The organism is Acaryochloris sp. IP29b_bin.148 (genome assembly GCF_028285565.1).
GTDB lineage: Bacteria > Cyanobacteriota > Cyanobacteriia > Thermosynechococcales > Thermosynechococcaceae > Acaryochloris.
The window spans coordinates 1-20,162 of record NZ_JANQOY010000020.1 but is presented as its reverse complement, the minus strand read 5'-3'; the positions used below and the strand labels follow the sequence as shown (position 1 = coordinate 20,162).

The 20,162-nt window shown below is 46.6% G+C and carries 13 protein-coding genes and 1 pseudogene; 6 read left to right on the top strand and 8 right to left on the bottom strand.

Annotated features, from left to right (window positions below; genetic code table 11):
* A pseudogene (locus tag Q0986_RS02155) lies at window positions 1–88 on the bottom strand (elongation factor Ts); the annotation flags it as partial.
* Window positions 89–185: 97 nt separating this feature from the next.
* Entirely contained in the window at window positions 186–1,097 is a 912-nt protein-coding gene (rpsB, locus tag Q0986_RS02150) for a 30S ribosomal protein S2 (RefSeq protein WP_299402955.1), read from the bottom strand.
* 311 nt (window positions 1,098–1,408) lie between these two features.
* Between rpsB and Q0986_RS02145 the strand changes: the two genes are divergently transcribed.
* A complete protein-coding gene (locus Q0986_RS02145; RefSeq protein ID WP_299402952.1) occupies window positions 1,409–2,257 on the top strand; it encodes a 16S rRNA (uracil(1498)-N(3))-methyltransferase in 849 nt (282 codons plus the stop codon).
* On the top strand, window positions 2,236–3,294 hold the full coding sequence (locus Q0986_RS02140; RefSeq protein WP_299402950.1) for a hypothetical protein: 1,059 nt from the start codon (window positions 2,236–2,238) through the stop codon (window positions 3,292–3,294). The genes Q0986_RS02145 and Q0986_RS02140 overlap by 22 nt, the downstream gene beginning before the upstream one ends.
* Before the next feature lie 98 nt (window positions 3,295–3,392).
* On the opposite strand, the gene Q0986_RS02135 is transcribed toward Q0986_RS02140, so the two are convergent.
* The 5 genes from Q0986_RS02135 to Q0986_RS02115 form a co-directional block, all read right to left on the bottom strand.
* On the bottom strand, window positions 3,393–6,071 hold the full coding sequence (locus tag Q0986_RS02135) for a CHAT domain-containing protein (RefSeq protein WP_299402948.1): 2,679 nt from the start codon (window positions 6,069–6,071) through the stop codon (window positions 3,393–3,395).
* 135 nt (window positions 6,072–6,206) lie between these two features.
* Window positions 6,207–9,557: a filamentous hemagglutinin N-terminal domain-containing protein gene (locus Q0986_RS02130; protein WP_299402946.1), complete on the bottom strand. Its 3,351-nt coding sequence runs from the start codon at window positions 9,555–9,557 to the stop codon at window positions 6,207–6,209.
* A 45-nt stretch (window positions 9,558–9,602) separates the two neighbouring features.
* Entirely contained in the window at window positions 9,603–10,277 is a 675-nt protein-coding gene (locus Q0986_RS02125; RefSeq protein WP_299402944.1) for a hypothetical protein, read from the bottom strand.
* 297 nt (window positions 10,278–10,574) lie between these two features.
* Window positions 10,575–10,919 carry a hypothetical protein gene (locus tag Q0986_RS02120; RefSeq protein WP_299402942.1) on the bottom strand — a complete coding sequence of 115 codons (345 nt, stop codon included), beginning with the start codon at window positions 10,917–10,919 and terminating at the stop codon, window positions 10,575–10,577.
* Window positions 10,920–11,192: 273 nt separating this feature from the next.
* Entirely contained in the window at window positions 11,193–12,125 is a 933-nt protein-coding gene (locus Q0986_RS02115; RefSeq protein ID WP_299402940.1) for a calcium-binding protein, read from the bottom strand.
* 753 nt (window positions 12,126–12,878) lie between these two features.
* Here Q0986_RS02115 and Q0986_RS02110 point away from each other — a divergent pair.
* The 4 genes from Q0986_RS02110 (at window position 12,879) to Q0986_RS02095 (ending at window position 18,159) form a co-directional block, all read left to right on the top strand.
* A complete protein-coding gene (locus Q0986_RS02110; RefSeq protein ID WP_299402938.1) occupies window positions 12,879–13,823 on the top strand; it encodes a hypothetical protein in 945 nt (314 codons plus the stop codon).
* A gap of 20 nt (window positions 13,824–13,843) precedes the next feature.
* Window positions 13,844–14,818, top strand: a complete 975-nt coding sequence (locus Q0986_RS02105) for a DUF1822 family protein (protein ID WP_299402936.1) — start codon at window positions 13,844–13,846, stop codon at window positions 14,816–14,818.
* Window positions 14,819–14,946: 128 nt separating this feature from the next.
* Window positions 14,947–17,331, top strand: coding sequence for a CHASE2 domain-containing protein (locus Q0986_RS02100; RefSeq protein ID WP_299402934.1), 2,385 nt, complete (start codon window positions 14,947–14,949; stop codon window positions 17,329–17,331).
* Between the two features lie 90 nt (window positions 17,332–17,421).
* On the top strand, window positions 17,422–18,159 hold the full coding sequence (locus Q0986_RS02095) for a DUF928 domain-containing protein (RefSeq protein WP_299402932.1): 738 nt from the start codon (window positions 17,422–17,424) through the stop codon (window positions 18,157–18,159).
* Window positions 18,160–18,760: 601 nt separating this feature from the next.
* On the opposite strand, the gene Q0986_RS02090 is transcribed toward Q0986_RS02095, so the two are convergent.
* The gene (locus Q0986_RS02090) at window positions 18,761–20,086 is read right to left on the bottom strand and encodes a dihydrolipoamide acetyltransferase family protein (protein WP_299402929.1); all 1,326 of its coding nucleotides are present in this window, start codon (window positions 20,084–20,086) and stop codon (window positions 18,761–18,763) included.
* Between the last annotated feature and the right edge of the window lie 76 nt (window positions 20,087–20,162).

Here is a 20,162-nt window from a genome sequence, read left to right as displayed (position 1 = left end):
TTTCCTGCAAGGCTTTCTTGCAGTCCATCATCCCTGCGCCCGTTTTATCACGCAGTTCTTTCACATCTTTTGCTGATATTGCTGCCATGGTCTTTTCTCGGTGTATCTGTGATGGTGTTTATCTTGAAGCTAAAACATTAAGGGACACCTAAGGGAGCGCTGCACCTTAGGTGTCCAGCAAGGCTCTATTCAGCCGCAGGTTCCTCTGCCTCAGCCGTGGGAGCAGCTTCTTCAGCAGGAGCTTCTTCAGCAGGAGCTTCTTCAGGGGCTGCTTCAGCTGTAGGAGCTGCTTCAGCTTCTGGCTCTGCCGCCGCGACTTCAGCATCTGCTGCTTCAGCAACGGGTTCTGGCGTCTCATCCTTAAAGTCAATGGCAGAGGGAATGTCGTCGCCCTCGAAGGTCTCAGCACTGACTTGGCCATGCCGTCCTTCATAAATGGCGTCGGCGAGTTTGCCAATGATGAGTTTGATGGAGCGAATCGCATCATCATTGGCAGGAATGGGAATATCAACCCAATCTGGGTCGCAGTTGGTGTCTAACAAAGACACAATGGGTAATCCCAACTTCTGGCACTCTTGCACCGCGTTGTATTCCCGGCGGATATCGATAATCACGACTACATCAGGGATCTTATGCATTTGCTTCAGACCACCGAGGTACTTCTGTAATTTATCTAGTTCCCGGCGCAACATTGACGCTTCTTGCTTGGGCAAGAGGTCAAAAATACCGCTCTCGTAGCGTCTTTCTAAATCTTTGAGGCGTTCAATTCGGGTCTTAATGGTGGCCCAGTTGGTGAGCATGCCCCCCAACCAGCGTTGGTTAACGTAGTACCCACCGCAGCGAGCGGCTTCTTGGGCAATAATGCCAGCGGCTTGCCGCTTGGTGCCCACAAACAAAAACTTCTTCCCAGATTCAGAGGCAGACCGAACGTAATGAAACGCTTCGTCCATTAACTGCGCGGTTTGCACCAAATCAATAATATGAACCCCGTTGCGCTCGGTGAAGATATAAGGGTCCATTTTGGGGTTCCAACGGCGGGCTTGGTGGCCGAAGTGAACTCCTGACTCAAGCATTTGAGCCAAACTAATCACGGGCATATTTTTCTCCTATTCGGGTTTCAACCTCCACCTGAGTGCATTTCTAGTCAGTTATTTCTGAAGAGAAACACCCGAATTCTCAGATGTGTGAAGTGTTAACAGCCTTTACAAAATAGCACAACTCTTGAGGCTCCACATGCTTTGTTGCCAATCCCTGGCCCACTGATTTTCATTCAAGATGGGAATGGAATAGATCTAAACTTTCCAGTGGATCAGTAATCTTTCGCTGGAGCAGAAATCGGCTGCCTTTTGTTGACTAAAATGACATCGGCTAGATCGACAAGATCGCTCCCTCCCCTTTTTTGGGTTTAATGGTTTTATATACCCAGCGATATTTCTCATATTTAGGTCAACTCAAGCCTGTGGAGCACACTGCGCAATTACAGCGGCTAGTGATAGCGCCGGAGCAATTCCAGGCGTCACGGATTTATTTAACGAGTGACCAGCAACACTATCTCTACCATGTCTTGCGGTTGAGGGAGGGTGATCGGTTTATTGCCATGAATGGACAGGGACAACTGTGGTTGGCCGAGCTATTGCCAAATCCTGCTGAGGCAACAGTACTGGAAGTCCTGAGCGAACACACTGAACTGACCATTCCCCTGAAGCTATTGGCAGCGCCTCCCAAAGGAAATCATTTTGACCAAGTGGTGCGTAGTGTCACGGAATTAGGGGTGAGCCAAATTGTGCCCTTAATCAGTCAGCGGACGTTGCTGCAACCGAGTCCCCAGCGGATTCAGCGTTGGCGGCGGATTGCCACAGAGGCAGCGGAGCAGTCCCGGCGACAGATGATTCCTCATATTGTGGATCCTCTCTCCTTCGATGACGGGATAGCGAAGGATAATATGGATGACGGTCACCACTGGCAACGGTATATTTGCATTGTCGATGCGGAAGCACCGAATTTCCTGAACTGTCTGAACCAATGGTCTGAGGACGAGCATGAAACTGGTATTGCGGTTATGGTTGGCCCTGAGGGAGGATGGACCGATCGGGAAAAGCAGCAGGCCCAAGCACTCGGCTACCAAGCGGTATCTTTGGGTCAGCGGACCTTAAGAGCGGTTACTGCAACTTATATGGCTGTATCCGTTGCGATCGCACATTTAGAACGACACACGGCGTACAAAGGGGGACACGTATGCACCAAGACATCACCATAGCACTGGAACGCCAAGATTATGAGATAGCATCCCAACTGATCAAAGCGGTACCTGACAACGATCCATGGGGCCAACTCTATCTGGGCCAATTACAAGCGGCTCAATCCAACTATGAACAAGCGGAGAGTACTTTCCGGTCTTTACTGCAACAGGACTACGGCCCCAAAATTGCCCAAGCCGCTCGCCAAGGACTCAAGCAGATTCAAGATCATGCTCAAGCTGTTCGCCAGGAAAAATTAAGCCAAGCAACAGCAACGCCAGAACAGACCCAAACGGGAGCCTTGATTTTAGAAGCCTTACCCTCTGATGCTAAAACCAAGGCTGCGCTAGAATTTGCCAAAATCATGCAGGTTGAGCCCTACACCGCCCGTATGTTAATCCCCAGTCGGGGATGGCGTCTTTATCGGGTTGGCCCCATTGGAGAGTTAGCGATGTATGGCCAAGACCTGCAAGCAGCTGGGATTCCTAATTTCTCTGTGACCTTGGCCCAGGTTCAACAGCTCAAAGTCCATCAAGTTTGTTATTTCCAAACCTTGCAGCCCTCACCCGAAGTCATCGTATCTGACCACCATGCCCAACAAACGGGTTCCTTCCGGTTTAACTGGTCCGAGGTGACCCAGCGGGTTGAAGGTTTAGTCCCCATTTTTGAGGAGGTGGTCGATCGCGATCCGCGTGGCAAACTCAAGCGCAAAGAGAAAACGCAGGATCATGCTCAGTTCTGTGATCTACATTTACCCCAAAAAGGCTGTATTTTGCGGTTTTATGATGCAGCTTATCAATTCAATCAAGGGGTTCCGCTCACAGAAGTTGATCGGGAGACGTCTTGGGCCAATTGGCGCGGTTTAACCACTTTGCTCACTCAAAATTTACCCCATGCCACAACTTGGGCGGACTTCACCTCGTTTGCAGAGACTGCGGTTGAACAGCTGGAGTTGTTAGGTGCATTTGAGTCCTATATCAATCTGCTCCGCCGGGAAGATAGCAAATGGGATCAGGCGTTTCACCTATACAGCAGTTTAGCTATGCTCAAACCATAGGTGTCAGGGCATAAGAGGTGATTAGGGCAATAAACTTGTACCTAAAATTAATCTTCATGTACCTAAAATTTTGGCCTACGATTTTCAGCATCGTTTTATTACAGCCAATTACCTAGCAAAATATATGGAGCCCAGTAAACAGGTAAATTAAATCGGGCGTTATGGATCAAGTCGAGCTGGGCAAGGCGGAGCGCTTCAGCTTTTGTGGTCACTTCTGGATCAATTAAATGTTCATAGAATTTGCCTACTAGTGCGGCACTCGCTTCATCATCGGCATACCATAAAGACGCAATCGTGCTGCGCGCGCCTGATCGCACAGCGATGCCTGCCATACCCAGTGCAGATTGGGGATCTCCCTTGACCGTTTCGCAGGCGCTGAGGAACAACAGCTCAATGGGTTGTGATTGTGTCTGATCTCGGTTACTGAGAATTTCGCCGAGCTGATTGATATTGATGCGATCGCCAATGCCCGAGACGATATAAGTCTGTTCAGATTGAGAGCTAAACTGACCATGGGTGGCAATGTGAATGATGCGGGCTGATTGATTGAGAACACTGCGTTGAAGCGTGTCTCGGGTAAACTCCTGATTGAGTAAAACATCTGTTTTAGTTAGGGTGGCCACAATCCTTTGGACCTCAACCCATACCTGAGGTAGCCTTTTAAGACCCAATTCAGGACGGGGGGCCGTTGAACCTGCAACTAGTGTGGGTAACGATTGGCGATCTAAGGGGTTAGGGCCAAGCAGCTGAAGTCCAGGGCTAGTGCTGACAGCATATTTTTCAATCAAGAATTGCTCTCCGTCAAACAGTGCGGCTATGGGAATGTTGCGCAGTGGACCATCCAACACAAATACAAGATTCTTGATCTGATTTTGAGTCAGTACAGAATCCACTGGTGCAATTAACCAGTCGTAGACGGGCTTTGATGCCATCTGAATTTGGTTAAGCCGTGACGGCAATTTGTATTGCAGGGCGGATGAAAGGTCAGCGAGGGTGCGATCAATGGTGTCTCGGGTGACAGGAATCGTGTGGAACTTTAGCTCATCAGAGTTGGGTAGTTTAAGAATGACGGCTAATCGATCGTCGAGAATAATGGTGTAGATAAAGGCAGTGTTGACATCTATGCGATCGACGAGCTGATCAATTTCCGTTAATTGAGCTTTGGTGCAAGATTGCAGCAAATAATTTTCCACTTCTGCCGTTTGCAGAGCATCAATGACCGTGCGGGCTTGTTGGAGTTGTCTGGCTTGCGGCTGAGTCGGCAGCAGCAAGCTGACAAGTTGTCGGTAAAGCGGTTCAACACGACTCTGAAACGAAAATTGGGCATCGGGAGCCAGGAAGAGAAGATCTTGACGTAACCCTTGCAGCGTATGGAGAGCCGCTTGATAGTATTGAATGGCTGATTGGGATTGCTGCTGAGCATCCAGAATTTGTCCCAACTGCCATTGCCATTGATAAGCCAGATCGTCAGCCTGGATCGATTGGGCGATAGAGAGCGCAGCTTCAGTCTCAATCTGGGCCTGGGAGTAAGCAGATTGCTGTTGATAAAACGTTCCTAAAAGCCCGAGTGCTTGGGAGGTTGCACGGGAATCCTCTAAGTTGGCAGCCATCTGACGGGCAGTGGTTGCCCATCGGATACTTTGTTCAGTCCAACCTTGAGAAGGCTCTACTTGGCCCAGCCGAAATAAACTCTTCGCTAGATTGAGCTGAGCATAAACAACAGTTCGGCTGGGGGGCATGTCTGCCAATGGCCCTTGGCTTAGCTGCTTAGCAAGGGGTTGGGGTTGAAGGGATGAACTCATCTGAGGGAGATCACCCTTCATTTGTAAGTCGAGCAGCAAACTCAAGGTTTGCAGTTGCCCCTGGAGAGCTAGTAGTTGAGTCGCAGGTTTGGGCTCAGCTTGAGTGGCCCGTTGGGCAGCGAGGGTCGCTTGCTGATAATGCGTAAAGGTATTGTTGACTAGGGATTGAAGGGTATGGTCACTTTCTTGCCAAGACTGCTGCTGAGTCTTTTTATATAACGCTCGTTCCGTTTCTGCGAGACTCAGATATATGGCACTTTCCAGGTCGGGGGTTTGCAGAGGGAGCACAAGCTTTAAGCTGGTTTGCAGTAATGCTTGTGATTTCGTCAGGTCCCCCATTTGTCGCCACACATTACTCAGATTACGTAACCCCATGACCTTAATTTTGGGGTCGGGATAGGCCAAGAACTGCTGCTGTACCTTATCTAAGGTCGAGTCATCATCGACATCGCAAAAGTCCTTGGACCCCATCGCCCGCATCAGGGTGTTGCATGCCGGTCGATATAATCCTGCCGCTTCTTGGGCAAGGGCCTGATTGAGTAAGCTACCCGTAACGCCTTCCTGATCGCTTAAGGCTTGATAGAACTGGTTAGCCTGTTGCCAATGGGTTAAGGCAAGTTCAGGGCGTCCAAGGGTAAGCTGCAATCGACCGTAAGCGTTATAGGCCTGGGCATAGAGATGCAGCCATTGGGATGATTGCTGTTCGGGGTCAATACCTTGGAGTAGCTTCAGACTGCGAGTAATGGCTGCTTCGGCGGCTGGCCATTGCTGCCGATGCTGGAGTGCCAGGGACAGATAGGTCAAGGCCATACTTTGATTGAGGTCATCCCCTTGATTGGCAAATTGCTGAGCAGCCTGTTTCCAAGCGGTTGCGGCTTGGGTATATTGCTGACGCTGATAGTAAGTGGTGCCCGTTTGGATCTGGGCTGATGCTGCCGATTGTTGAGCGTGGACCGGGACATCAGCGAGAAGCATTGAGCTTGCCACTCCCAGCCAAAGTCCAAGTATGAAACAGATCCAAAACCGCTTTCCTCGCTGGATGAGCGCTTTGAGTCGTTTTATAGGTTGGAAAAGTTTGCACTGAGCCATAACCAGTGGGGTGCGAAACTGCTAATTGTCTTGTCTGCAGGCTGATAAATTTTCCTGGGGGATGGGGGTGGATATGCCCTGAGCAACTAATTGGATCTGGCCTGTGGCAGTTCGTCGCCATCCTTGTGCTTCTATGATTTTTGTGGGCTGAGCTGGTGCCACAGGTTGAGTGGCTTTCTCAAGGGCCTGAGAGTGGGGAGGCGATCGCAAATCTTCCCAGACGGTTTCTGAATCGCTGAGGACTTCTGGGCTAGGAGGCAAGCCCCCCCGTCCACTGTTAAAAAAGCTGCTAGATGCAACGGGAGCACCAGGAGAGCAGCGCTGTGTGAGTTGGGGGCGGACAATATCAACGGGTAAATCAACTAGAGCCTGATCGGGGTCGGTCTCTGGGGTGTTGATGGTAACATTGCCGCTGAATCCTAGCTCAGAACTAGCGGTGATATCACTCAATGGAGTCAGTTCGTCTCTCGCCTGAAGGCCGAAAAGACCTTGAGTGTTGATGGTAACGTTGCCCCCGCGTCCAGAAAAGGCGTTGGCGGTAATATCGCTATTTTCGTTGGGGAAGGCAACGATAAGTGGAGCATTGATATCAATATTGCCACCATCACCACTGTTTTGGTCACGACCTGCTGTGGCAGTAATATTGCTGCTCTCCTGTAGCAGAAGCAGGTCAGCGATATTTAAGCGAATATTGCCTCCTTGATTGCTAAGGGTTTCAGCAGAGATAAAGGCTTGATCGGATAAATTGAGTCTCCCGGCTTCAAGAGATATGTTTCCGCCGATACCTGAGCCTTGGCTATCAACAGCAACTCCTGCTCCATTCCGAATATTGACGACCGGTGGATCGATAATGATATTTCCGCCAGGACCACTTGAGTTAGGGCCTGTATTTGCAAATAAACCACTACCCTGACCTTCTAGGTTCAAGTCATCACGGACCTCAAGAGTGATATCTCCAGCTCTCTGGCTGCCTTCGGTTGTTGTCAATAGTTGACCATTATTTGTGGCTTCGAAGCGATTCGAGTTGATAAAGATGCTTCCGCCTGTACCTTTATCAGTGGTACGTGCATCGATTACAGCATTATCTTGGATGCGGAATTGATTCGTGTTCACATTGATATCGCCTCCACGACCTTGACCAGTGGTGCCTGCGAAAATACCACTATTGTCTCCAGATAAAGACACTAAATCGCTCGCATTAATTGTGACTGTACCTGCATCGCCAATATCCAAGGTAGAGGCAGAAATTTCTCCGCTATTACTTACGACCAATTGGTTTGTATTAACTAATAAATTCCCTGCTTTGCCAGTTCCTTGTGCTTCAGTTGACAATGTACTGTTTATAATCTGATCTGCAAAGGTTGTACTGCCTGAAATATTCACAGAGTTTGATGCATTGATTGTTAGGGTTCCACCGGGACCTCTATTATTTGTAGTGGCATTATTAGTAACTAAAGAGGCTGCTCGAACTCTGCCTCCATCACGAATGTTTAAGGTATCTACATCTATGGTTAGAATACCTCCGCTACCTGTACCAGAATTATTTGCGGATATTTGAGCAAGATTCTCAATTGTTAAAATTCTTGCTCTGATCTGCAATTTACCTACATCCTTTGTGGCTCCTGGTTCAGCAGAGGTAAAAACACCACTGCTTATGTCTGGACCAGAGATGGTAGACGCACCACTTAAAAGAACAAAATCTGCACTGATCGATAGCGATCCACCTGTACCAATATTTCTAGAACTTGTAGAAATTTGGGCTCCATCTAGAGCTAACAAATTCTGCGTCTTAACAAGAATATCTCCTGCATCACCTGTACCATTTCCCGCAACTAGAGCAAACAAACCGCTAGAGAATTCGCCATTTTCCCTTTGTAGGGTACCTGTCAACTCAGTTGAATCTAAGGCAACTAGATTAATATCTCCCCCTTTTCCGGCTCCAAAAACTTCAGTGGACACCTGGGAACCATTAAGAAGAATGAATTGCCGAGTGTTGATGGATATCTCACCCCCGTCTCCTTGATTTTCAACTTGCGCAAATAAACCTGTAGGGAAATTACCTATTGGCTGTTTTGCCTCGATTATCTCCACAGAATCAGTGGCTTCAACAATTAATTTTCCCGCATTACCAAAGCCAAAATTAACGACTGATGCCTGAGCCCCATCTAAGATTCGTATTTTTTTTGACTTGATGCTTAATGTACCGCCATTGCCCATGCCATTGACTTCAGCAAACAAACCACTGGGAAGTTCGCCATCTGAAGTTGTTCCACTAAGCTCTACCAGCTCTGACGCCTTAACAATTAAATTGCCTCCACGTCCTGAAGAGGAAACAGGTGTTTCAACAAACGCACCTTGTTTGATGAATACTTGCTTTGCCTGAATGGTCAAGTCGCCCGCATCACCTTCACCATTACTTTGAGTAGCTAATCGGGTATTATTTCCGCTCATCGTCAAGGTTTGGGAAGCACCTAAGAATACATTACCTCCTTTTCTTGACTCAGTTGTTGATACTATTTCAGCATCACCCTTGAGACTTATATTCTTGCCTCTAATTTGAATATTACCTTCGCTAGCACTCACAAAAGCTAAATCAGAAAGATGTATATTTTGAAAACTGTTAGTTTCTGCAAAGTCCACTACCCAGCCCTGATTACTAGGGACTATTTGTACTTGCTCATTTTGAGCAATACTGCCTAATTCAATATTGCCCCTGTCTGCAAAAATCAGCCCACCTTCTATGTCAACTGAACTACCAATTAAAGCTAGGGTTTTGCCCTGTGAGACTTCTAAGCCTCCACCAATTGGGACTCCAAAGTTGTTCGAAACCAAATTTGCTGTTGATTCATGCCGAATTGCTCCAGGTGATTGACCAAACTGCAAGCCAATAGGTGTGCTAACAGTCAGCAAAGATTGAGTTGGACTATTGGCACTAAAGTTCTTTCCATCCGCAAAAGTCACACTGCTCGCTGTACTAGCTAAAAAAGATCCACCAATATCTAGAGAGGCATTAGGACCAAAAATAATTCCGCTTGGATTAATAAAAAATAGATCGGTACTTCCATTAGACTTGATGGTGCCATCGATCTGCGAGACTGATCCCGATGTTACACGAGAAAAAATAGCTTGGACATTTCTAGAATTATTGAAATAAGCAGTTTGGCTATCTGGAACTGAAAAATCATGAAAGCTGTGAAATAAATTTTCTCCAAATTGGCTCCCTCCTTCGATTCTAAGTATGCCGTTCTCTTGAATAACTTCAGACCTTTCGGGGAGAGTATTATCAGGCACTATTTGTGCCTTTACTGCAAAGGGAAAAATAGAAAAAAGGAAAAAAAAATCAAAAAGAATACAAAATAGAGGTATTCTCATAAGCTGTAAGCAAAATTAGATATTTTTTACTTATTTAGCAATATATCACTCTTTTATTTCTACTCTATTCTCAGGAGGCATAATATTGATTATCTCATCTCCATATTTAATCCTTACGTCTGTTGCGCATAGGAGTAACTGTTTTGATTCAATGTAGGCTAAGTCATTGACTGCTTGATTTAAATCCATTGTATTAATAGTACAGTTTCGATTTGTAGAAGATATTGATATTGGCACTAGCATTATCAGACGTATATTATTATTCCTAGAAACAATGGTGTATTTAATTTTATTGATTGACTTCAAGAATTTTGAATAAAAATCACCTTTGTCAAATACTAAATTCATACTATTAGAACAAGGCTTAGGAAAAGCTTTAAAGGAATCAACCACATTAGAAAATTTGGCTTGTAAAGGTGATGGTTTTAAGTCACTCGCTACAATCCCATTCTCCTCATAAATGAGTTCAAAACTGAAAGCGATCGATTCTACAGGATTTGAAGAAGTAGTAGATGTTGGTGCAGTAATAGTACTGTTACTATCTTTTTGAGGTCTAGGTGGCTTAGTGGTAAGGTCATTTATCCCTGGAGTCTGAGGACACGAATTTGCATTTCTTCTCGAATATCGACCACCTGTTCTCGCTTCAGCCCGCTCAACAGAAATACTAATAAGTACAGCCATCGTGAGAAATAGTGTTAATGTTCTATTTAGTAAATTCATGAACCATAACTCCTGATCAAACTATGCTTTAATATGTTTTTTTGTTAGCCATCTTTTATCTTTCAGTTCTTTTATGTTAGTTTTACGCCATTTTTATTAAAACTTTAGATAGTAAACACTCATTAATAAATTCATTGCTCTTGATCAAGTTATCCTGTCAAAAAAAATTAATATCTATGTTTTACTCTTTCGTTAATCAATGCGCAACGTATGCCAGAACCATCTCTGTAGTTACTTGGCAAGTATGCCCAGATAGACATACTTGCAATATTAATTAAGTTAGGCTATCAAACTACTTTATCCCTGCTCTCTCCAATGAATTGCAACATTTGCAACGGTAAAGTCTTCACTACCCTGTCGGCGAATTGTAATCCGGTTCGAACCTTGTTGTAAGAAGTTTTCGGGGATTCGATCCATCCACGTTGTCCACAAATTATTACCTCCTTCCGGGATATCAAAGCTTGGTAACTCTTGATTGTTGATCAAGATTCGGTGATTATCCCGCTCGACATCGAAAGATTGAATCAACAAGTATCCAGTGTCTATCGGACTTCCTTCAACATTAAACGTACGAGTAGCGGCAGTATTGGAACTATTAAACCGTTCATCAAAATTAACCCACATGAAATCAGAGCGTGCCATAAAAATTTCTCCATTTTTGTATTTGATTTTTAAGGGAATACTAATATATTGCTAATTGGTATGCTCTAGCACTAAATCAGCAATGAACCCAATGCCTCTCTTAATGAGCTGCTCTCTTAGGAGGTACTAAATAATGTAGTCAGACAGAGCGGGGTAATGACTGTGGGTATAGGAAAAAAGTTTAGAAACTGCATACTATCTTCCCTGTACCCACAGTCTCTCTGGAATTGTGAAGTATCCTGAATTAGTCGTTTTCCTGCATGATTTTCACCATTAAACAATGGTCGTTAAGGGACCGCCATTATTAATGGTCAATTCATCAGGCGATACACCTTGAACGACACCCACTAGTTCTCTAGCTTGGAAGAAAACACCACTCACATCAACAAATAGGCCTTGGTCCAGATAGATTCCTGTACCGCCGCCGCCAATGCCAACGCTTTGCAAAATATAGTCTTCATTCCCTTTGAGCTGGATGCTGTCTTCCCCAGAAGTAAAGTCAGTAATTGTGGCAAAATCTATCTCACCGTCATTCCCTGCTGCTACAACTCCATCGTTATAAAACACATCCCCAATACTACCCAAAAGAAATCTATCTCGTCCGGCTCCGCCTATCAGAGTATCTCTTTCACCTTGTCCAGGATTGACAGCATTTGGATCAACACCAACAAGGACATCGTTGCCAGTATTTCCAATCAAGCGATCATTGCCTGAACCACCATAAAGGCGATCGTTGCCTGCATTGCCTTGTAGCAAATCCCTTCCTTCGTTACCGTAAATATTATCTGCGCCCCGACCACCTTGGGCCACATCATTTCCATCGCCGGCCTCAATTAAATCGTTGCTATTTTGACCAAAGAGTGTATCGTTACCCGACTCACCAAATATTCGATCAAAACCATCACCACCTAATATTCGGTCATTACCCTCTCCGCCTAATAAAGAGTCATTACCAGTACCACCAAGGAGGGTGTCATTTCCCACCTCGCCAAAGAGTGTATCGTTACCTGAACCACCATTTAAGGAATCATCCCCCCCAGGAGCAAGCAAAATTAACTCATTCCCTACCGTAATTACCCAATCATCTCCACCGAAAATGCGATCATTTCCGCCATTTCCAAAGACGGTATCATTTCCGCCTAGTGCATCAAAATTATCATTGCTATTAAGTAAAATTTCAAAATCATTACCTTGTGTTGCAGGCATTCTTTTTCTCCCTGTTAAGCAATAAGTTTTTGCACACTCAATCTTTCCTCCTCAGCTCAATGACTCTATTAGCCAAAGACCTAGAGAGAAAATTGAGTTTAATCATTGAACGAACAAGTGAATATTAGAGATTTTGCATTGCAGCTGCGTTATTAAGCTCTTATTTTCAGCTTGTGTGATTAACTCATGCGCCCGAAGGGAGAATTATGCAAATCCTCAAAAAAATATTTTGAATCGGCAGTATTCCAAAAATAAATTTCTAGTGCAAACCATTGAGAGTACAGGAATTAAGTGGTATTGAGGAAATCTATTTTTCCTGAAGATTAGCCTAAATTATATTTATTGTTTGCCTGATTTATATATATTTGTACTATTGCATTGTTGCAAAATAACAGACGAATATGTGCCTTAGATGATGTGTGTCTTGTCTCAAAGTCTGACATAGCCAGGCATTAGATAGTCGATTGTCGATTTAGTGTAAATAATGTCCCTATCAATGAGTTGGAGACAATAAAAATGCCTAAAAAATATAATGAATAAGCTTTACAAGGAGATTATTTTTTGTGGTGAGATTTTTCCCCACCTTCTAGCTAATACGTTATGTAAACTTTTGAAAAGAACGCATAAATATTGGTGAAATGCACTGAAGTTATTACCAGTGATATTGCAAGACTGAGGAAGATGCATTGAATCCTGCATCTGTTTTCCCCATGGTCATTTTATTAGGTGTAACTGCACGTTTATTAAAATTCTATGGATATAGGCAATACACTTCAGGCTGTACCCAAAGTTTGGGATTCTTACGCTCAGCTTGTAACTGCTGCTCAAAGATGTGGGCCGGATAGTTGTGAACGACAATCTATCCTCGAAATTCTTGTTGATGAGATTTTAAGATCGCGCAGAATTGGTCGCCCACTTCCCAAAAAGCCGCTCTCAGGAATTTATCTTGAGATTTGCGATCGCATCCGCATTCATTTACTCACAGAAATCGATAAAGCAATCACCACCTATGATCTAAAGCAACCTCCCCTTCGACAGTGGATCGCCGAACTTCTGCGGCAGGCCAGTCATCACAGTCTTGACAACGATCTGCTCAAGCGAATCGCCATCGAAGCTCAGAGCCATCCACCGCAATCCCAAGAACGCCAACATGCCTTAACTGAACTGATTGAAGCCATCCGCCTATCGGATCGTCTGATTCGTCCCCACCGGGCTAAGTATCCGCCCCAGTTCTATCAACTTCTTTACGAAGAAGCCGTCAATCAAACACTGACCTATGTTTGTCGCCGCATTGAAACTTATGACCCCCATCGCGGTAAAAACCAAAAATTTATGAACTGGGTCAACTTTCGCCTCGATAAAACCCTGATTGAATGCCGTCGTGCGTTTAGTGATTACCAAATCCAAGACCTTCCCAACCTGAACGATTTAGAGAAACTCGCTCAGCCAAACGATACGCCGCTCCTTGCGGATGATGTCCAAGCCTATATTGCCTCTGACCCAAAACAGCTTTTCCGCCAGACCCATATTCGTAACCGCCCTGATGCTAACTTTCAAGCTATTGCGCTAGCCCGATTTAATCATCGCAGTTGGGAAGAGATTTCCGAACAACTTGAACTTAAAATTCCGACATTAAGTGGTTTTTTTCAAAGATGCTGTCAAAAATTCGCCCCTATTTTTAAGGAACGCTTTCAGTAATTTTCTCAGGTTCTTAGCCCATGACTCAGGCCTCTTCGCTCACCTTTACCGTCGCTCTGGCTCTAACAGCTCACCAATACGCTGAGACTTTTAGGAAGCTTCAGGCTAATCCTGCCAAAGCGAAACAAGTCTACCTCAATACTCTGGCTGTTTACGCCGTCAGAGAATATCTAGACTATATAGAGGTGGATACGAATCTGGAAGCCAGTCAGGGGTGGGACCCCGTTCAACAGACCTTAGTTAATACCGCGGCCTTGCAGATCACTGACTATGGAGCCCTAGAGTGTCGGCCGATTTTACCAGAGGCTATTCACCTCCAATGTCCAGCAGAAACGCCCCAGGATAGTATTGGTGCGATCGCAGTTCAACTCGATGAATCACTACGCTCAGCTACGCTCTTAGGGTTTGTTGCACCGATCCCTAATCAGGCAGTGCCCCTCAACCAACTTCAGGACCTAGAACAATTGGGGACATACCTAAAATCCTTATCCGTGACCCCAACCCTGCCTGCCTACGAGACTGTGGTGACTCAGTTACAAACTTGGTGGGATGCAGATACCGACTCTGGACCCTGGAAAGTGCTTTCAGACCTCATGAAGCCGTTTACGCCAAGGCCCAATTATGCGTTTGACTTTCGTGAATCTGCCCATCCCTTACCTGACGAAATCACGGATAGCCCGGTAGTCAACCGCATCAAGCAATGTTGTTTGGGGCCAGCCCCCCATACCCAAATCTTTCAGTTACAAATGGGAATTCAACAGGTTTCTGAGGAAATCTACAATATCTTTGCTCAAGTAACAGCGGCTGAACCTCACCGTCATTTACCGGATCATTTACATATCAGCGTCCTTGATCAATCTGGCACAGAGATTATGCATGCTAGGTCTCTGGGTACAGAAGCGCTACAAATCAGATTTAGTAGTGTAAAAGATGAGCGTTTTCAATTGCAATTGACGCTAGATAACACCACAATAACCGAAACCTTCATTACATAACGCTATATTTCGGTTCACGCGAGATTGCAACGCTTTCTGTCGTCTTTGGGGTTCTCATTGCTTGTTTATCGCCATTCGTATCTGACCCAGCTGGACGCGGCAATAGCCCAGCCCTTGACATAGATACCATGCAAAAACTCGTCACTTTACAACTGAATGGAGATTTGAGCCTTCAAGGCTTTCACTGCACGCTGGCCATTGGCTGCGAGGGAGAGCGTCCCCAAGCGGAGTTGCAAGGAGACCTGCCTCCTGCACCAGAGCTAGAAAAATGTTTACAGCAATGGAAACAGAGCTACCAGCTTCTAAGGCATGTGGTTCGCATCCACCCTCAGCAAATCATTTACGTGGGGGCTAAGAACCTGGTTGAAGATTGTCGCCAGGCGGCCGAAAAATTAGCTGAAGTTTTTACACAATGGCTGACAGCAGAGCCTTTTCGAGGCGTCGATCAGTTACTACGGGAAACATTAAACCGAGAGGAGCAGATTCGCATCTTAATTCGCACTTCGAATGTTCAGCTTCATCAGCTCCCTTGGCATTTATGGGATATGGTCGATGGCTACCCTCACAGCGAAGTGGCTATTGCTGCTGTTTCCTTTAAGCAGAAGTTACGGCCTTTATCCCCCAAATCACAAGGCCATGTGAGGATTTTGGCAATTGTTGGCGACAGTCGAGGCATCGATCTGGAAGCAGACCAATCGATCCTTAACGCCTTGCCCAACACTGAGGTTACCTACCTGATCGAACCCCAGCGCCAAGCCCTGAATGATCATCTTTGGGACCAACCTTGGGATATTTTATTTTTTGCAGGACATAGTCAAACGAACGATCTAGAAGGGCAGATTGCCATCAACCCCACTGATAAACTGTCTCTGGCTGAGCTGCAGTATGGCCTACGGCAAGCCATTACTCATGGCCTGCAGCTCGCCATTTTTAATTCCTGTGAGGGGCTGGGGCTGGCCTATGACCTCAAAGAATTACAGCTTCCTCAGATGATCGTGATGCGCGACCCCGTTCCGGATCAAGTCGCCCATGCCTTCCTCAGATATTTTTTGGATGCCTATGCCCAGGGAGCATCTTTTTATCTCGCCAGCCGACAAGCTCGGGAACGCTTACAGGGGCTTGAACAAGAATTCCCTTGTGCGAGTTGGCTACCGATGATTATTCAGCATCCAGCCACCATACCGCCACAATGGCAACAACTTCAGGCGAATGGCGGACGGCATACACAGACTCTGCTATCCCCAAAGGGATGGGCTGTTCCTTCGCTCAAGCGTATTGGGGGTGCGATCGCACTGAGCACCCTAATCACGGGCCTTACCCTTGGCGTCCGTTGGCTGGGGGGACTGATGACAACCGAGTTATGGGCCTATGATACGCTTTTGCAACTGCGCCCCTCAGAACGTCAAGATGATCGGCTATTGATTATCACCATAGATGACGCCGATATTCGTTACCAAGAACAGAACGGCATGCAGCTGAGTCATTCCCTCTCTTCTCAAGCATGGACGCTGTTAATCGAGAAACTCAACGGGCTTAAGCCCCATAGTGTTGGCCTTGATATTTACCGCTCAACACCTTTGAGTTATGAAACTCAAGCTGGCATTAAGACGCCAACATGGCCTTTATTTGCCATCTGCAAAGTGCCTTCTGTGGATGATGGCGATTCCAGTGGTGTTGATCCGCCCCCTAATATCTCCTCAGACTATGTTGGCTTCAGCGATCTAACCATTGACCCTGATGATGTCCTTCGACGTCATTTACTGGCCATGAAAAATCCGAGTTTTGACTCAAAGTGTACCGCTCGTAATGCCTTCAGTTTATTAACAGCGCTTCATTATCTTGAGACAAAAGCACGGATTTTCTATCAACTCACGCCAGCCAAAGAATTTAAATTTGGCGATGTGACTTTCTCTCGTCTCACTTCTAACGCAGGAGGCTACCATCATCTGGATGCAGCGGGCTACCAAATGCTCCTTAATTTTCGGTCTCGACGTTCCCTGCATGACATTGCACCGACACTCCGGTTGAGAGATTTACTGGAAAATAAAATACCGAAACAAAGGTTAGAACAACTGCAGAACCGCATTGTCTTGGTCGGGGTTACCGCCCTGACGAGTCGTGATGATTGGCTCACGCCTTACAGTCGAGGCCAGGCAACCGCGAAGCGAAAGTTGTCCGGTGTGGTGGTGCAAGCACAGATGATCAGCCAACTCCTCAGCGCTGTACAAGATCGTCGGCCTCTGATTTGGTGGTTGCCAGAGTGGGGAGAAGCACTTTGGATTTGGGGGTGGGCTTTGGTCGGTACACTGGCGACTGTTGTTGCGAATCGTCCCCTACGATGGGTTGGTATGGCAATTTTGGTATTGATACTCTTGATGGGGGTTTGCTATCTATTCATTCTGCAGGCAGGATGGCTTCCCCTGATCCCTGCGGCAATCGCGATGATATTGAGCCTTGCGATCGTCGCGAGGTGGCAGCAGATCAACATGAAAGCAACCCAAATGTCTGAATAGCGTTTGCTGGATGATGGGAGGTCCCTCGTGCATCAATCTCAACTTTCTTTACTAGCGTGGATAGGGATACTATTTCTAACTGCAATAGGAATGCCATTGACCCAAGGTACTGCCTTGGCAGGTGAGCAACAACAAGCGCAGCAAGCGGAAGATATCGTCCTCATCAAGTTTCGCCAGCCCGATACCGATGAATCTAGCGATCCACAAGATCGCCCTCGTGGAGGTGGTTCACGGCAGATTTGCAAGACTGGAACAAATCAATCGGAGATTGTTTGCACAAACCAATCATTAACGGCTTTAGTCCCTTCAAATCAGCTCTCAAGCAATACTAGTAGCGCCTGGGGACTAACGGTAGAAGGAAGGCCAACATTATGGTTTTATGTGCCCTACTCATCTAACGCGATTCACCAAGTGATATTTGAGTTACTCGATAGTAATGGCACCAAAATCTTTGTGGAAGATACTCTCAAACTCAGTGATACCCCTGGGATTATTGGCTACCGCCCCCCTCTATCTCAAGCTTTAGAAATTCATAAAACCTATCGGTGGCACTTACTACTGAGATTAGATCCAGCAAGCCCTTCTGGGGATGCTTATATATCAGGCCGTATTAAACGTATTGCAAGGCCACCCCATTTACAGCAGGGCCAAGATCTTCGCCAATTCGCTAGCACCCTAGCGAAAGCTGGCATCTGGTATGACACCCTCACTGTCGTGAGCAACCTTTATGCTGATGACCCTCGATACTGGCAGTCCCTCCTAACATCTGTTGGCCTCAAAGATTTCATAGAAGAACCTATTTCGCGTTGCTGCGCTTCAAGCAAATAAGAGAGTGATATCTATCCAACCCAATAATGTGGCAAGTGCCCCTGGCAAGATATCAGTGTACTTGCCACATTATCGATGGGGGCTGGTCTTTGAATCCATATGAATTGGGAGTACCAGTATAGGGGGTGATCAGCAGTTCAGAATATCACTTCAGACCCATCTACTTAACATCAAAAAAGCTAGTATGGGGCCGGGTTACACTGCGGTAAGTAGGGCTTTTTCCAGCAAACAGGGGGATCACCCTCAAATGGATCAACATTCGATTGTGCAAGTGCTGGCTCATTGATAGGAACTAGAGATACAGTACACATTCCGATGGCAATAGTAGTCGCTGCCCGAGCCGTTGCCAGCAGCCGAGAACGAGTGAAAGTCGTAATCATGATGTTACATCCTTAAAGCATTGATGAAACGTCTAAGAAGCTATGTCGGTTTCGTCAATAACTCGATGACTGCAAGAGTGTTTTATACAAAAAGCGCAACTAATTCAGAAAAGGACTAAATTCCAAGCCTGATCTCGGCATAAATTGAGTTTGCAGCACATCATGAAACGAATATTTAAAGAGGTCTAGTGTATAAGCTCAGCCTCAACACCAACACCGCTCTAAAGCGTTAACGACTGCGGATTGGTTTCAATCAGCTCTGCCAAATCTTTCAAGAAAGCTGCTGCATCAGCACCATAGATAATGCGGTGATCGCAAGTGATATTGACATTCATCAACCGCTTCACACCCATCATGCCTTGATCGTCAGCCACGACTTGGGGCTTAGAACCACCAATAGCTAGAATCGATCCTTGCCCTGGAGGGAGAATAGCATCAAAGCTACTCACCCCAAACATGCCTAGATTGGAGAGGGTAAAGGTGCCCGTACTATACTCATCCGGCTGAAGCTGTTTGCTACGAGCGCGGGCCACGAGATCTTTCCAAGTGCGAGAGAGAGAATATAAATCCATCTGATCGGCTTGCTGCAAGACGGGTGTAATTAATCCGCCACCTGGCATGGCAACTGCCACCGCAATATTGATAGTGCTACTGTACTGGATGCCTTGAGGAGCACAGCTGGCATTGACAAGGGGATGCTGGCGCAGGGTAACGGCCACAGCCTTAGCTAATAGTGCCGTCATGGTGACGCCTTTGCCCTTTACCTGCTTATAGAGCTGATCGAGGGCATCCGTAACGATGGAATATTCCACATGGAAGGTGGGCACAGCGAGACTTGCCACCATATTGGTAACCACAGCTTGCTGCAAGGTATTAAAGGGAACCACTTCGCCTGCCGCTGCCGCTGCTGGTAAGGGCGCTGGGGCAGGCAGTGCTGGCTGAGGCGCTGCGCTGGCCGGAGCCGCAGTCGTGGTCGGTTGCCCTGAGGCCGCTTCTACATCCGCAGCCACAATCCGTCCATGGGGGCCACTGCCTCTCAAGGTATTGAGATCAACTTTGAATTGCTTAGCCAGTTTTCGGGCCCGAGGTGAAACAATAACGCGGCCATTCGTAGGCGCTGCGGGGGCGCTACCGCCATTGAGGGTGGTGGCTGGGGTTGCGGGGGCGCTAGCGACAGGAGCCGGGGCAGTTGCAACCGGAGCTGCGGGTGCTGGCGGAGTGGCTGGAGCCGGGGCGGGTGCGGCTGCCGGAGCCGGGGCGGCAGATTCCGCTGCAGCGACTTTCTTCTGAGCTTCAGCAATTTCAGCTTCCGTTTCGGCCACGAAGCCAATGGCAGCCCCCACTTTGGCGACGCCACCTGCAGGTACGGCAATGGCCGCTAGATATCCTTCATGGAAGGACTCCACATCCATATCGGCCTTATCAGATTCAACCACCAGAACCGTTTCACCTTTTTCGACCTTGTCCCCTGGCTCTTTAGACCAAGACACAATCTTTCCCTCTTCCATTGTGGAACTGAGGGCAGGCATAAACACTTCATGAATCATGGGTTAGTTTTCCGAAACGAATAGCAAGATAAACCAAAGCCTATCCAGTTTGAATTTTATCCTGTTCAGGGCTATC

Bases quoted from the DNA above. Each gene is read 5' to 3' on its own strand.
- Q0986_RS02135 (WP_299402948.1), bottom strand. From the start codon at position 6,071: ATGCTTCTCGCTGATGTCCCGGTCCACGCTCAACAATCGGCAGCATCA.
- Q0986_RS02090 (WP_299402929.1), bottom strand. From the start codon at position 20,086: ATGATTCATGAAGTGTTTATGCCTGCCCTCAGTTCCACAATGGAAGAG.
- Q0986_RS02110 (WP_299402938.1), top strand. From the start codon at position 12,879: ATGGATATAGGCAATACACTTCAGGCTGTACCCAAAGTTTGGGATTCT.
- Q0986_RS02125 (WP_299402944.1), bottom strand. From the start codon at position 10,277: ATGAATTTACTAAATAGAACATTAACACTATTTCTCACGATGGCTGTA.
- rpsB (WP_299402955.1), bottom strand. From the start codon at position 1,097: ATGCCCGTGATTAGTTTGGCTCAAATGCTTGAGTCAGGAGTTCACTTC.
- Q0986_RS02115 (WP_299402940.1), bottom strand. From the start codon at position 12,125: ATGCCTGCAACACAAGGTAATGATTTTGAAATTTTACTTAATAGCAAT.
- Q0986_RS02145 (WP_299402952.1), top strand. From the start codon at position 1,409: ATGGTTTTATATACCCAGCGATATTTCTCATATTTAGGTCAACTCAAG.
- Q0986_RS02100 (WP_299402934.1), top strand. From the start codon at position 14,947: ATGCAAAAACTCGTCACTTTACAACTGAATGGAGATTTGAGCCTTCAA.
- Q0986_RS02095 (WP_299402932.1), top strand. From the start codon at position 17,422: ATGCCATTGACCCAAGGTACTGCCTTGGCAGGTGAGCAACAACAAGCG.
- Q0986_RS02130 (WP_299402946.1), bottom strand. From the start codon at position 9,557: ATGAGAATACCTCTATTTTGTATTCTTTTTGATTTTTTTTTCCTTTTT.
- Q0986_RS02105 (WP_299402936.1), top strand. From the start codon at position 13,844: ATGACTCAGGCCTCTTCGCTCACCTTTACCGTCGCTCTGGCTCTAACA.
- Q0986_RS02140 (WP_299402950.1), top strand. From the start codon at position 2,236: ATGCACCAAGACATCACCATAGCACTGGAACGCCAAGATTATGAGATA.
- Q0986_RS02120 (WP_299402942.1), bottom strand. From the start codon at position 10,919: ATGGCACGCTCTGATTTCATGTGGGTTAATTTTGATGAACGGTTTAAT.